The 13,741-nt window shown below is 64.9% G+C and carries 10 protein-coding genes; all 10 read left to right on the forward strand.

All coding sequences use genetic code 11. The features are described 5' to 3' along the window. Positions 1 to 420: 420 nt before the first annotated feature. The 10 genes from U6958_RS07995 (at position 421) to U6958_RS08040 (ending at position 13,740) form a co-directional block, all read left to right on the forward strand. Positions 421 to 4,335 carry a DUF3683 domain-containing protein gene (locus U6958_RS07995; protein ID WP_016445668.1) on the forward strand — a complete coding sequence of 1,305 codons (3,915 nt, stop codon included), beginning with the start codon at positions 421 to 423 and terminating at the stop codon, positions 4,333 to 4,335. Beyond that, positions 4,335 to 4,790 (forward strand): HIT family protein, encoded by a 456-nt coding sequence (locus U6958_RS08000; RefSeq protein ID WP_017407144.1) that lies wholly within the window; start codon positions 4,335 to 4,337, stop codon positions 4,788 to 4,790. Before U6958_RS07995 ends, U6958_RS08000 begins: the two co-directional genes overlap by 1 nt. 10 nt (positions 4,791 to 4,800) lie before the next feature. Next, positions 4,801 to 5,223 (forward strand): gamma-butyrobetaine hydroxylase-like domain-containing protein, encoded by a 423-nt coding sequence (locus U6958_RS08005; protein WP_016445670.1) that lies wholly within the window; start codon positions 4,801 to 4,803, stop codon positions 5,221 to 5,223. Between the two features lie 239 nt (positions 5,224 to 5,462). Continuing rightward, a complete protein-coding gene (gene ubiE / locus U6958_RS08010; RefSeq protein ID WP_046987495.1) occupies positions 5,463 to 6,194 on the forward strand; it encodes a bifunctional demethylmenaquinone methyltransferase/2-methoxy-6-polyprenyl-1,4-benzoquinol methylase UbiE in 732 nt (243 codons plus the stop codon). 53 nt (positions 6,195 to 6,247) lie between these two features. After that, positions 6,248 to 7,270, forward strand: a complete 1,023-nt coding sequence (locus U6958_RS08015; RefSeq protein ID WP_016445672.1) for a Tim44 domain-containing protein — start codon at positions 6,248 to 6,250, stop codon at positions 7,268 to 7,270. Between the two features lie 30 nt (positions 7,271 to 7,300). Next, positions 7,301 to 7,939: an SCP2 domain-containing protein gene (locus U6958_RS08020; protein WP_026062830.1), complete on the forward strand. Its 639-nt coding sequence runs from the start codon at positions 7,301 to 7,303 to the stop codon at positions 7,937 to 7,939. Further along, the gene (ubiB, locus tag U6958_RS08025) at positions 7,936 to 9,501 is read left to right on the forward strand and encodes a ubiquinone biosynthesis regulatory protein kinase UbiB (protein WP_016445674.1); all 1,566 of its coding nucleotides are present in this window, start codon (positions 7,936 to 7,938) and stop codon (positions 9,499 to 9,501) included. Before U6958_RS08020 ends, ubiB begins: the two co-directional genes overlap by 4 nt. Positions 9,502 to 9,559: 58 nt before the next feature. Beyond that, a complete protein-coding gene (locus U6958_RS08030; RefSeq protein WP_016445675.1) occupies positions 9,560 to 11,008 on the forward strand; it encodes a sodium:solute symporter family protein in 1,449 nt (482 codons plus the stop codon). Positions 11,009 to 11,184: 176 nt separating this feature from the next. Continuing rightward, positions 11,185 to 13,203, forward strand: a complete 2,019-nt coding sequence (locus tag U6958_RS08035; RefSeq protein WP_074921110.1) for a hypothetical protein — start codon at positions 11,185 to 11,187, stop codon at positions 13,201 to 13,203. 219 nt (positions 13,204 to 13,422) lie between these two features. After that, a complete protein-coding gene (locus U6958_RS08040; RefSeq protein ID WP_016445677.1) occupies positions 13,423 to 13,740 on the forward strand; it encodes an FmdB family zinc ribbon protein in 318 nt (105 codons plus the stop codon). Position 13,741: the final 1 nt, after the last annotated feature.

Raw genomic sequence — 13,741 nt, forward strand, 5'->3', positions numbered from 1 at the left:
AGGACTCCTCTAGTTCGGTGACGGTTTCAGACCGCTGCCACGGTAAGGCAGGGGCATGACATGTCTGTGTCATTGTTTTCGGATGCTTCTTACCGCACTACAGGCCAAACCCGGTGAGCCGCTGGTCCCGTATGTCAGTCGTGTGACAAAAAATGACACGCGAAGCGGCGCTATTTTAGGTCAATACCATTTCGTTTCAAAAGCACGGGTTGTTCGTATTGGCTCGTTTGTGCTCTTTCTGTATAAGGCCTGTTCGCCGGGGCGTGTCTGCCCCGTGGTGTTGGCGAGGGCTGGCGTCTCAGGGCAAGACGGCGAGCAGCCCAGAGCCCCGTAGGAAGCGGGCCTTCGAGGGGCTCGCTTAAAATTGCGCTCCCACTTGGCTTAGCGGCGCCCCTAGAGCGCCAGACACGGTCTACCCCCATGAATGTACCGATTGCGTTGGCGGCCCTGCAGGCACAGGCAGCCGAACCTGCACGTCTGCGAGAGATTCCCTACAACTACACCTCGTTTTCCGATCGCGAGATCGTGATCCGCCTGCTGGGTACTTCCATGTGGGATGTGCTCAACCAGCTGCGCCAGGAGCGGCGCACGGGCCGCTCCGCCCGCATGCTCTACGAGGTGCTGGGGGACATCTGGGTCGTCCAGCGCAATCCCTACCTGCAGGACGACCTGCTGCACAGCCCCGATCGCCGCAAGGCGCTGGTGGAAGCACTGGAGCACCGCCTGGGCGAGATCGACAAGCGCCGTGCTCCGCAGCAGGACCCCGTGCGCGATGCGCTGGTGGGCCAGCTGGTGGATGCGGCGCGCCGCGCCGTGCATGAGTTCAACGCCACCTTCGTCGAGGCCGAGCAACTGCGCCGCCGGGTGCAAAAGAGCCTGGGCCGCCACACGGCCAAGGACAACATCAAGTTCGACGGCCTGTCGCGCGTGGCCCATGTGACGGATGCCACCGACTGGCGCGTCGAGTACCCCTTCGTCGTGCTCACCCCCGATACCGAAGCCGAGATGGCCGCCCTGGTGCGTGCCTGCATCGAGCTGCGCCTGACCATCATTCCGCGCGGCGGCGGCACGGGCTACACGGGCGGCGCGATCCCGCTGACCTGGCGCAGCGTGGTGATCAACACCGAAAAGCTCGAGGCCATGACGGAGGTGGAGATGCGCCGCATCCCCGGCGTGGACCACGAGGTGCCCACCATCTTCACCGAGGCCGGAGTGGTCACGCAGCGCGTGGCCGATGCGGCCGAGCGCGCGGGCTTCGTCTTCGCCGTGGACCCCACATCGGCCGAGGCCTCGTGCATCGGCGGCAACGTCGCCATGAATGCGGGCGGCAAGAAGGCCGTGCTCTGGGGCACGGCGCTGGACAACCTGGTGTCCTGGCGCATGGTCACGCCCGATGCGCAGTGGCTGGAAGTCACGCGCGTGGGCCACAACCTCGGCAAGATCCATGACGCCGAGATGGCCAGCTTCGAGCTGCAGTACTTCGAGGCCGACGGCAAGACCCCCATCCGCAGCGAGCGGCTGGACATTCCCGGCCAGAAATTCCGCAAGGAAGGCCTGGGCAAGGACGTGACCGACAAGTTCCTGTCGGGCCTGCCCGGCATCCAGAAGGAAGGCTGCGACGGCCTGATCACCAGCGCGCGCTGGGTGGTGCACCGCATGCCCGAGCACACGCGCACGGTCTGCATGGAGTTCTTCGGCAACGCCAAGGACGCCGTGCCCAGCATCGTCGAGATCAAGGACTTCATGTTCGCCGAGCAAAAGCGCTCGGGCGTTCTGCTGGCCGGCCTGGAGCATCTGGACGACCGCTACCTGAAGGCCGTGGGCTACGCCACCAAGAGCAAGAAGGGCAACGGCCATCTGCCCAAGATGGTGCTGCTGGGCGACATTGCCGGCGACAACGCCGACGATGTGGCCCGCGTGGCCGCCGAGGTGGTGCGCATCGCCAACTCGCGCAACGGTGAAGGCTTCACCGCCGTCAGCGCCGAGGCGCGCAAGAAATTCTGGCTGGACCGCAAGCGCACGGCCGCCATCTCGCGCCACACCAACGCCTTCAAGATCAACGAAGACGTGGTGATCCCGCTGCCCCGCATGTGGGAGTACACGGACGGCATCGAGCGCATCAACATCGAACTGTCGCTGCGCAACAAGCTCAAGCTGTGCGACGCGTTGACGGACTTCTTCCAGCACGGCGACCTGCCCCTGGGCAAGCAGGACGATGCGGGCGACATCCCTTCGGCCGAACTGCTGGAGGACCGCGTGCAGCAGGCCCTGGCCCTGGTGGCCGATGTGCGCACGCTGTGGCAGGGCTGGCTGGACAACGTGGAAAACCTCTTCCAGCAACTGCAGGATCACACGCTGCGCGCGAGCTGGAAGACCCAGCTGAAGGCGCCCATGGCCCAGATCTTCGCGGGCGCGGCCTTCCAGCCGCTGCTGGCCGAAGTCAATGCCATTCACCAGCGCGTGCTCAAGGGCCGTGTCTGGGTGGCGCTGCACATGCACGCCGGCGACGGCAACGTGCACACCAACATTCCGGTCAACAGCGACGACTACGAGATGCTGCAGACCGCCCACGAGGCCGTGGCGCGCATCATGGTGCTGGCCCGCCATCTGGACGGGGTGATCTCGGGCGAGCACGGCATCGGCATCACCAAGCTGGAATTCCTCAGCGACGACGAACTGGCGCCCTTTGCCGCCTACAAGCAGCGCGTGGACCCCGAAGGCCGCTTCAACAAGGGCAAGCTGATCCGCAACGAGAAGCTGCAGGCCGTGGTGGGCCAGAGCCATGACGGCCGCTCGCCGCGCGAATCGCTGATGTTCGCCGACCTGACCAACGCCTACACGCCCAGCTTCGGCCTGATGGGGCACGAGTCGCTGATCATGCAGCAAAGCGACATCGGTGCCATTGCCGACTCGGTCAAGGACTGCCTGCGCTGCGGCAAGTGCAAGCCCGTGTGCGCCACCCACGTGCCGCGCGCCAACCTGCTGTACAGCCCGCGCAACAAGATCCTGGCGACCTCGCTGCTGGTCGAGGCCTTCCTCTACGAGGAGCAGACGCGCCGCGGCGTGTCGCTGCGCCACTGGCAGGAGTTCGAGGACGTGTCGGACCACTGCACGGTCTGCCACAAGTGCTTCAACCCCTGCCCGGTGAAGATCGACTTCGGCGACGTGACCATGAACATGCGCAATCTGCTGCGCAAGATGGACAAGAAGAGCTTCCGGCCCGGCAACAAGCTGGCCATGGCCATGCTCAACGCCACCAACCCGGACACCATCAAGTTCATGCGCTCGGCCATGGTCGGCGTGGGCTTCAAGGCCCAGCGCCTGGCCTCCGACGTGCTCCACAGCCTGGCCAGGAAGCAGACCCAGCATCCGCCTGCCTCGGTGGGGCGCGCGCCGCTCAAGGAGCAGGTGATCCACTTCGTCAACAAGAAGCTGCCGGGCGGCCTGCCCAACAAGACGGCGCGTGCCCTGCTGGACATCGAGGACAAGGACTACGTGCCCATCATCCGCAGCCCGCAGACCACGAACGCGGACACCGAGGCGGTGTTCTACTTCCCCGGCTGCGGCTCCGAGCGCCTGTTCAGCCAGGTGGGCCTGGCCACGCAGGCCATGCTCTGGCATGCCGGCGTGCAGACCGTGCTGCCACCGGGCTACCTGTGCTGCGGATATCCCCAGCGCGGCAGCGGCCAGTTCGACAAGGCCGAGAAGATGATCACGGACAACCGCGTGCTCTTCCACCGCGTCGCCACCACGCTCAACTACCTGGACATCAAGACCGTGGTGGTCAGCTGCGGCACCTGCTACGACCAATTGCAGGGCTACGAGTTCGGCAAGATTTTCCCGGGCAGCCGCATCATCGACATCCACGAGTACCTGCTGGAAAAGGGCGTGACGCTGCAGGGCAAGGAGGGCTACCTCTACCACGACCCCTGCCACTCGCCCATGAAGCTGCAGGACCCCATGAAGACCGTCAAGGCCCTGGTCGGCGACGGCGTGATCAAGAGCGAGCGCTGCTGCGGCGAATCGGGCACGCTGGGCGTCACGCGCCCCGACATCTCCACGCAGATCCGCTTCCGCAAGGAAGAGGAACTCAAGAAGGGCGAGGCCGCGCTGCGCGCCAGCGGCGCCCTGGCCGAGAAGGACAACGTGAAGATCCTCACCAGCTGCCCCAGCTGCCTGCAGGGCCTGTCGCGCTACGGCGGCGACATGAACAACGGCCTGCTGGAGGCCGACTACATCGTGGTCGAGATGGCGCGCCAGATCCTGGGCGAGAACTGGATGGCCGAATATGTTCAGCGCGCCAACGCCGGCGGCATCGAACGGGTTCTGGTCTGATGGCTGCTTCCGCTTCCTGCCCCCTGTGCGCCACAGAAGGCGGCCTGCCCGTCTGGCGCGGCCGGCGCCTGCGAGTGATCCGCGCCCAGGAAGAGGGCTTCCCGGCCTTCTACCGCGTGGTCTGGAATGCGCATGTGGCCGAGTTCTCCGACCTGGATGCCGCCGACCGCCAGCACTGCATGGATGCCGTGGTCGTGGTCGAGCGCGTCTTGCGTGAGCGCCTTGCGCCGGCCAAGATCAACCTGGCGGCGCTGGGCAACATGGTGCCGCACCTGCACTGGCATGTGGTTGCGCGCTTCGAATGGGACAGCCATTTCCCGGGCTCGGTCTGGGCTGCTGCCCAGCGCCCGCGCAATGGCGAGCGCGAGGCCGAGGTGGCTGCGCGCTTGCCAGCCATTGACACGGCGCTGTCGCAGGCACTCGATGCCTGGCAGCAGCACCCCGCCACTGAATGAGGAGCACCGCATGGCCGGCCTGACCCCTGACACCCCAACTCCCGAAGCCCTGACCGTGCACGGCGCATCGCGCGTGTTGGAAGTGGCCTATTCCGATGGCGCAAGCTTTCGCATTCCCTTCGAGCTGCTGCGCGTGTACTCCCCCTCGGCCGAGGTGCAAGGCCATGGCCCGGGCCAGGAAGTGCTGCAGACCGGCAAGCGCGACGTGGCCATCACGGCCATCGAGCCCGTGGGCAACTACGCCATCAAGCCCTTCTTCAGCGACGGGCATGAAAGCGGCCTGTACACCTGGGAATACCTCTACGAACTGGGCCGCCGCCAGGACGAGTTCTGGACCCAGTACCTGGACCGCCTGCAGGAATCCGGCATGGACCGCGACACCCCCATGCCCGGCAAGGCCGGCGGCGGCGGGCACGGCTGCGGCAGCCACTGACGCAGTACGCACGCAGGGGCCGGGGCGCGGCGTCTGCCGCGCCGTTCCCGCAGCGCCACATTCAGGACCTTTGCACAGCACAGGGTTATTGGGGGTGGTGCTATATTAAAAATAGCTTGAAAGTCTTTGTTTGAAGGCGTTTCAGGCTGTTTGTTCTTGATAACCCTTGCCCGGCAAAGCCCGTGGCCACACGGGGTTGTCGCTGTACGCATTACTACTGCTTGCTTAGCATCGTTGTTATGAGCACCACACATTTCGGATTCCAGTCGGTGGACGAGCGCGAGAAGGCCAGCCGCGTGCGCGGCGTGTTCGACTCGGTCGCTTCGCGCTACGACGTCATGAACGACCTGATGTCGGGTGGTCTGCACCGTGCCTGGAAGGCCTATACGGTGATGGTGGCCAACCTCAAGGAAGGCGACAAGGCGCTGGACATCGCGGGCGGCACGGGCGACCTGGCCCTGGCCTTCGCCAAGAAGGTCGGCTCCACCGGCCAGGTGGTGCATACCGACATCAACGAAGCCATGCTGCGTGTGGGCCGGGACCGGCTGATCAACAAGGGCGTGATCCTGCCCACCATGGTCTGCGATGCCGAGGCCCTGCCGTTTCCGGACAACCATTTCGATCTGGTCAGCGTGGCCTTCGGCCTGCGCAACATGACGCACAAGGATGTGGCGCTCAAGGAAATGAACCGCGTCCTGCGCCCCGGCGGCAAGCTGCTGGTGCTGGAATTCTCCAAGGTGGCCAAGCCCCTGGAGAAAGCCTACGACTGGTACTCCTTCAAGATTCTTCCGGCCATGGGCAAGCTCGTGGCGGGCGATGACGCCAGCTACCGCTATCTGGCCGAGTCCATCCGCATGCACCCCGGCCAGGAGGATCTCAAGCGCCTGATGCAGGAATGCGGCTTCGGCCATGTGGACTATCACAACATGACGGGCGGCATTGCCGCGCTGCATGTGGGAATCAAGTGCTGAGCGCGTGAGGTGCTCGGTGAGGTGACGGCAACACGATTATTCGAGGAGATGACATGAAAAAGCTATGGTCTATGGTCTTGGTCGCGATGCTGGTGGTGGTCCACGGCACGGCCGACGCCAAGCGCATGGGCGGTGGCGGGTCGGTGGGCAAGCAGTCGAGCAACGTGACGCAGCGTGAAGCCGCGCGCGCGCCGACACAGAACACGCCGCCGCAGAACGCCGCCACACAGAACGCTGCAGGCAAGCCGGCCACTGCACCGGCAGCCGCTCCCGCCAAGAAGCCCTGGGGCGCCATGCTTGGCGGCCTGGCCGCTGGCCTGGGCCTGGCCTGGCTGGCGAGCTCGCTGGGCCTGGGCGCCGCTTTCGGCCAGTTCCTGCTGATCGGCCTGCTGGCCCTGGTCATCATGGTGGTGGTGGGCATGGTCATGCGTTCGCGCCGTGCAGCGGCTGGCGCGCAGCAGGCATCGTCCAGCCCCTTTGCCTTCCAGAACGCAGCGCCTGCCGGTGCCGGCAATATCGGTGGCAACGTGGACAGTGCACCGCTGGCACGCCAGTACAACCCCGAGAAGGTCGGCAACGACGCATCGGCCCGCCCCTGGGAGCAGAACCATCAGCCGGCCGCCCTGGCTGCAGGCTCGGGCTCCGGCGTGCAGATCGGCTCGGCCCTGGCAGGCTCGCAGAACTGGGGTGTGCCTGAAGGCTTCGATACCGAGGGCTTCCTCACCGCTGCCAAGCGCAACTTCGTCACGCTGCAATCGGCCTGGGACCGCTCCGACATCGCGTCGCTGCGCGCCATGATGACCGACGAGATGCTGACCGAGATCCGTGGCCAGCTCAGCGAACGCGAGGCCCAGCGTCCCGGCCAGCCCAACCAGACCGACGTGGTCATGATCGACGCCCAACTGCTGGGCATCGAGGACCTGGGCAATGACTACATGGCCAGCGTGGAATTCTCGGGCATGATCCGCGAGGACGCCTCGGCAGGTCCCACGCCCTTCCGCGAAGTCTGGAACATGACCAAGCCCAAGAGCGGCAGCAGCGGATGGCTGGTCGCCGGAGTCCAGGCATTGCAGTAATTCCTCTCACTTCGGGAATAATCGGGGACTATGGCAACACAGTCCCCTTTTTCTTTCCTGAACGGCCTCATGGAACGCGTGATGGCCGGCCCGCAACCGCCGCAATGGCTGGTCAGCGAGGTGCATCAGCGCATCGTGCTGTTCCTCAACCATGTGCTGATGCAGGAAAAGGAGGCCACCGAGCGCCTGGTGCGGCAAAAGGGCCGCGTGGCGCGCGTGCAGTGGCGCGGCTACTCCATGGCCCTGCAGATCACGCCGGCCGGCCTGTTCAACGTGGCGCCTGAAGACGCGCAGCCCGATCTGCTGCTCGAAGTGACCGAGACCTCCGCACTGGCCCTGGCCCAGGTGGCCCTGCGCGGCGACAAGCCCTCCATCCGCATCGAAGGCGACGTGCAACTGGCCGCCGACATCAACTGGCTGGTGGACCACGTCGAATGGGATGTGGAGGAAGACCTCGCCCGCATCATCGGCGATGCGCCCGCGCACACCGTGGCCAAGGTGGCCCGCAGCGCTGCCCAGGCACTGCGCCAGTTCGTGGGCGCCCGCATGGCCGGCAAGCCCGATGCCGATGCCCCCGCCCCTGAAGCCGCACGTTCGGCAGCGCCCGCCAGCGCGCCCGTTGGTTCCCCCGTGGTGTCCCTGCCCGGTTTCGAGAACGACAAGCCATGAGCCGGTTTCTTCGCGGGCTGACCATCCTCTGGGTGGTGTTCCGCTACGGACTCGACGAGCTGGTGCTGTCGAGCTTCGAGCATCCCTGGATGCGCCGCGCACGCGCGGTGCTCACCCTGGGCCGCCGGCTGGACAAGCCGCGCGGCCAGCGCCTGCGCGAGGCGCTGGAGGAGCTGGGCCCCATCTTCGTGAAGTTCGGTCAGGTGCTGTCCACGCGCAGCGACCTGATGCCGCCCGACGTGGCCGAGGAGCTGGCCCGGTTGCAGGACCGCGTGCCGCCCTTCGATTCGCAGATTGCGGTGGACACCATAGAGCGTGCCTTCCGCAAGAAGCTGGACCAGATCTTCGTGAGCTTCGAGCGCGAGCCGGTGGCCAGTGCCTCCATCGCGCAGGTGCACTTTGCCGTGATCAGCGACCGCAACGGCGTGCAGCGCGATGTGGCCGTCAAGGTGCTGCGCCCGGGCATGAAGGCCGTGATCGACAAGGACCTGGCGCTCATGCACATGATGGCGCGCTGGGTCGAGCGCCTGTCGGCCGACGGCAAGCGCCTCAAGCCCCGCCAGGTCGTGGCCGAATTCGACAACTACCTGCACGACGAGCTGGACCTGATCCGCGAAGCCTCCAACGCCGCGCAGCTGCGCCGCAACATGGAAGGGCTGGACCTGGTGCTGATCCCCGAGGTGTACTGGGATTTCTGCCGCAACGACGTGATGGTCATGCAGCGCATGAAGGGCGTGCCCATCAGCCAGGTCGAGCGCCTGCGCGAGGCCGGGGTCGACATCCCCAAGCTCGCACGCGACGGCGTGACCATCTTCTTCACCCAGGTGTTCCGCGACGGTTTCTTTCACGCCGACATGCACCCGGGCAACATCATGGTCAGCCTGGAGCCCGAGACCTTCGGGCGCTATATCTCGCTGGACTTCGGCATCGTCGGCACGCTGACCGAGTACGACAAGGAATACCTGGCGCAGAACTTCACGGCGTTCTTCCGCCGCGACTACAAGCGCGTTGCCGAGCTGCACATCGAAAGCGGCTGGGTGCCGCCGAGCACGCGCGTGGACGAGCTGGAAGCCGCCATCCGCGCGGTGTGCGAGCCGTATTTCGACCGTCCGTTGGCAGAGATCTCGCTGGGCATGGTGCTGATGCGCCTGTTCCAGACCTCGCGCCGCTTCCATGTCGAGATCCAGCCGCAGCTGGTGCTGCTGCAAAAGACGCTGCTCAACATCGAAGGCCTGGGCCGCCAGCTGGACCCCAATCTGGACCTGTGGAGCACCGCCAAGCCCTTCCTCGAAAAATGGATGCTGGACCAGATGGGCCCGCAGCGGCTGTGGCGCGAGCTGCAGGCCGAGGCGCCGCGCTACGCCAAGCTCATTCCCGAGCTGCCGCGCCTGATCCATCGCCGGCTCACGCGCAACTCCGGCGAGCACGACGAACTGCTCAAGGAACTGCTGCAGCAGCAAAAGCTCACCAACCGCCTGCTTCAGGCCATCGTCAGCGCGGGCATAGGCTTTGTGATCGCGCTGATCCTGCTGCAACTGGTGGTGCGCCTGCGCTGGTACTGAGAACACCGACGGGTTTCAAGCCCTCTGACTTTTCCCACTTTGAATCAGGAGTGCCAGCGTGCTGCTCTCAATGGTGATCGCCTACCTGTTCGTGACCATAGCCATTGGCCTGTGGGCGGCCAGGCGGGTCAAGAACACGGCCGACTTTGCAATTGCCGGGCGCCATCTGCCCATGTACATGATCATCACCACCACGTTTGCCACGTGGTTCGGCTCGGAGATCGTGCTGGGCGTGCCCGCCAAGTTCATCGAGGGCGGCCTGCGCGGCGTGGTCGAGGACCCGTTCGGCGCGGGCATGTGCCTGATCCTGGTGGGCCTGTTCTTCGCGGGCAAGCTGTACCGCATGACGCTGCTGACCATCAGCGACTACTACCGCCACCGCTATGGGCGCTCCATCGAGATCGTCTGCTCGCTGATCATCATGCTCAGCTACCTGGGCTGGGTCTCGGCCCAGGTCACGGCGCTGGGCCTGGTTTTCAACCTGCTGTCGGGCGGTACGGTCAGCATTCCCGTGGGCATGGCCATCGGCGTGGTGTCCATCCTGGCCTACACGCTGTTCGGCGGCATGTGGTCGGTGGCCGTGACCGATTTCCTGCAGATGATCATCCTCGTGGTCGGACTCGTGGTACTGGCCTGGTTTGCGGGCGACATGGCCGGTGGTGCCGACAAGGTCATCGACCTGGCCGTGAGCCGCGACCTGTTCCAGTTCTGGCCCGAACCCAGCTGGCATGACATCCTCTTCTTCTTTGGCGCGGCCATCACCATGATGCTGGGCTCCATCCCTCAGCAGGACGTGTTCCAGCGCGTGATGTCAGCCAACAGCGAAAAGGCCGCCACGCGCGGTACCGTCATCGGCGGCACGGCCTATATCTTCTTTGCCTTCGTGCCCATGTTCCTGGTGACCAGCGCGCTGATCATCATGCCGCAGGAGGCGGCGGAACTGCTCGGGCAGGACCCGCAGAAGGTGTTGCCCACCCTGGTCATGGACAAGATGCCCTTCGTCATGCAGGTGCTGTTCTTTGGCGCGCTGCTGTCGGCCATCAAGTCCTGTGCCTCGGCCACGTTGCTGGCACCCAGCGTGACTTTCACCGAGAACATCTGGCGCCAGTTCCGCACCCAGGCCAGCGACCGGGAAATGCTGCTGGCCATGCGCATCAGCGTGCTCGTCTTCAGCATCTGCGTGCTGGCCTACTCGATCAAGATGGAAGGAACGCCCATCTATGAGTTGGTCTCCAGCGCCTACCAGGTGCCGCTGGTCGGTGCCTTCGTACCGCTGGTCTTCGGGTTGTACTGGAAGCGCGCCACCACGCAGGGCGCCATTTGCGCCGTGGCACTGGGCATTGGCGTGTGGGTGGTCTTCATGGCCACGCCGGCTTTGCACGAGGCATTTCCGCAGCAATTGGCGGGACTGCTGGCGGCTGTGACGGGGATGTTGGCCGGGTCACTGGCACCCCAGTGGCTGGCCAATCGCAGCGCAGACATTCTTGAGTTCAGGCCCGAAAGGTAAACGCATGCCTGAATGTGACCTGGAAAACAATTGATCACAATTATCGATAGTTATTTTCTATAAAGTTGGCGCTTGGGATCATGGAGGTCCCAAGATGCTGACATGTGCGGTATGAAGCACAGATCCTGACAGTACGGCGGACCTCCGAAATCAAACGCTTGGGAGGAAGCACTGTCATGAGAACACTGGAACTGATTGCGAAGACTTGCCGGCTGAGGCTGCGGACTGCTGCCGGCGTCCGATTGCGATGGGGAGGGCTTGGAGGCGCCTTGCTTGTGCCAGCCCTGTGCGGCCAGGTGGCAATGGCTGCACCGAGGATCCCGGTCGCGCCGGTCATCGTCTGGAGCGAGGATTTCGAAAACCCGCAGACACCCCCCATCGCCACGGAGGGGCGGGATCTGCTGGCCTACAAGGGCGCGGACCCTGCGGGGCAGACGTACACCGCCGACCCCCTGTACCGGATGAGCGCCAACCAGTGCAATGGCATAGTCACGTCCTTCAGCCAGGATCCGAATTCGGCGGCCATGATTGCGGCGTGCGCTGTCCAGGGCAATTGGAACAGCCTGCAGCAGATGGCCGAGGTCGTCGGGCGCTATCAGGGCCAGAGTGCGGCGGCTGCACGCAACAATCACGTCATGGCAATGCTTACAGCGAATGGGACATTTCCTGCTGGCGCAATTGCCTTTCGCACCGCCACCAATATTGCACAAAGTGCCAGCAGCAGATTTCTCACGGCCCGTACCGATGTGGTGGCGACCTTCTGCTCGTCGGGATTTACAGCCCCGCTGCTGCGTTTTTCTCTGATCAATGACGCTGGTACGGAACTGCCCATCTCCACGACCGCGATCAATCCATGCGTGGGTGGACAGTCATTCAATACAACACCTATCGGTGTTTCCGGCCCCCAGACCGCTGTGGCCCAGACAGTGACCTCTCCCGGAGCCCTGCTCTTCAGCGGGGCTTCTGTCGGGTTTGTTCTGCACAACGACCAGACCAGTTTCATGGGCAACGATTCGTCGATCGACAACGCGCAGATCATCGACGTGACGCCGCAGCTGGACAAGGCCTTCTCGCCTGCCAGCATCCAACTCGGGCAGGTCTCCCGGTTGACCATGACCATCACCAATACGACCGATCTGCTGCGCAAGCAAGGCTGGTCGTTTACCGACAACCTGCCTGCAGGACTGGTTGTCGAGGGCAATGCCAGCACCACCTGCCCCGGCACGAACGTGCAGGCAGCAGCAGGTGGCAGTACCGTGACTGTGTCCAACGGAGACCTGGCCCAGGGCGCCACCTTTTGCGAGGTGAGCCTCGACGTGCGTCCGACCGCGACAGGCAGCTTCACCAACGGTCCTTCCAACCTCTCCCTGATCGGCCTGAACCAGCCGGCCACACTGGTTGTGCTGGCGGTTGAGCCAACGGCCGACATGCAGGCCACCTCCATCACGCTTCCCCTGACCATGACGGTGGGCGCGCCGGTGTCCGGCAGCTTCAGCTGCACCAATGCCGGCCCCAGTGAGGCCACGGCGGCCTCGTGCGTGATCTCCGGCCTGCCCGCCGGGGCGACCACGTCCTGCATACCCAGCGTTCCCACGGCCTCGCCATTGGCATCGGGCGGCAGCATTGCCTGTACGGTGCAGTTCACGCCCACCACAACGGGCACCATCGCGGCCTTGGTGACGGCGAGCAGTAGCACGGTGGATCCGGTGCCGGCCAACAACACCAAGGCCCACCCCTTCAACCCCGTGGAGCGGGCCGACATGCAGGCCACCAGCGTCACGCTGCCGGCCACCGCCAACGTGGGTGTTCCCGTGAAGGGCTCTTTCGTCTGCACGAATGCCGGCCCCAATGCGGCGGCCTTTGCCAATTGTTCCATCGCAGGGCTGCCGGCAGATGCCAGCACCTCATGCACGCCTGCGGTGCCGACAGGCACGCCGCTGGCCTCTGGCGCAAGCATTGCCTGCACGGTGAGCTTCACGCCCACCACGCAGGGCAGCCTCACAGCCACCGTGACGGCGGTCAGTGGAACCACGGACCCGGAGCCGGCCAACAATTCGCGTGACCAGGAGTTGGTGGTTGCTGCCGCGTTGGCGCCGGAGCCGGTCCCCGCCACCGGGGTGCCTGCCCTGGTGCTGATGGGCCTGGCCGTCATGCTGGCGGGCCTGGGAACGCAGCGAGGCCGGGTACGGCGCTGAGCACGGATGCGGCAAGCCCCCGGCAGCGGGGGCGGTCGGGCCTGATGGAATGCCAGTCTCCGCGACTGGCATTTCTCATTGGAGGCCACCAGTTGCCGGCCCTGTACGCGCGCCTTGTGGCCTGCCCCGCCTGGGCCATTGGGCTTGAGACAGCCGCAGTATCGGACGGATGCCTATAATCGAAAGTTTTGCATCTTCCCTCGTATTAGCATTAGCGCCATGCCTATTTATGCATACAAGTGTGGCTCCTGCGGTCATGCCAAGGACGTGCTGCGGAAAATCTCGGATGCCCCGCTGACGACCTGTCCGGCCTGCGGGGCCGAGACCTTCTCCAAGCAGCTGACAGCTGCCGGCTTCCAGCTCAAGGGCTCGGGCTGGTATGCGACCGACTTCAAGAACAGCGGTGGCAAGAGCGCCGCCGCACCGGCTCCCGCAGCCGATGCTCCTGCCTCGGATACTTCTGCCGCACCAGCGGCAACTGCGTCCGCGCCCGCTGCGGCCCCTGCATCTGCCTCCGCGCCTGCAACGGCCCATTGAT

It is taken from the genome of Delftia lacustris, from assembly GCF_040267515.1.
Taxonomy (GTDB): Bacteria; Pseudomonadota; Gammaproteobacteria; order Burkholderiales; family Burkholderiaceae_C; genus Comamonas; species Comamonas tsuruhatensis.

Bases quoted from the DNA above. Each gene is read 5' to 3' on its own strand.
- U6958_RS08015 (WP_016445672.1), top strand. From the start codon at position 6,248: ATGAAAAAGCTATGGTCTATGGTCTTGGTCGCGATGCTGGTGGTGGTC.
- U6958_RS07995 (WP_016445668.1), top strand. From the start codon at position 421: ATGAATGTACCGATTGCGTTGGCGGCCCTGCAGGCACAGGCAGCCGAA.
- ubiB (WP_016445674.1), top strand. From the start codon at position 7,936: ATGAGCCGGTTTCTTCGCGGGCTGACCATCCTCTGGGTGGTGTTCCGC.
- U6958_RS08040 (WP_016445677.1), top strand. From the start codon at position 13,423: ATGCCTATTTATGCATACAAGTGTGGCTCCTGCGGTCATGCCAAGGAC.
- ubiE (WP_046987495.1), top strand. From the start codon at position 5,463: ATGAGCACCACACATTTCGGATTCCAGTCGGTGGACGAGCGCGAGAAG.
- U6958_RS08020 (WP_026062830.1), top strand. From the start codon at position 7,301: ATGGCAACACAGTCCCCTTTTTCTTTCCTGAACGGCCTCATGGAACGC.
- U6958_RS08000 (WP_017407144.1), top strand. From the start codon at position 4,335: ATGGCTGCTTCCGCTTCCTGCCCCCTGTGCGCCACAGAAGGCGGCCTG.
- U6958_RS08035 (WP_074921110.1), top strand. From the start codon at position 11,185: ATGAGAACACTGGAACTGATTGCGAAGACTTGCCGGCTGAGGCTGCGG.
- U6958_RS08005 (WP_016445670.1), top strand. From the start codon at position 4,801: ATGGCCGGCCTGACCCCTGACACCCCAACTCCCGAAGCCCTGACCGTG.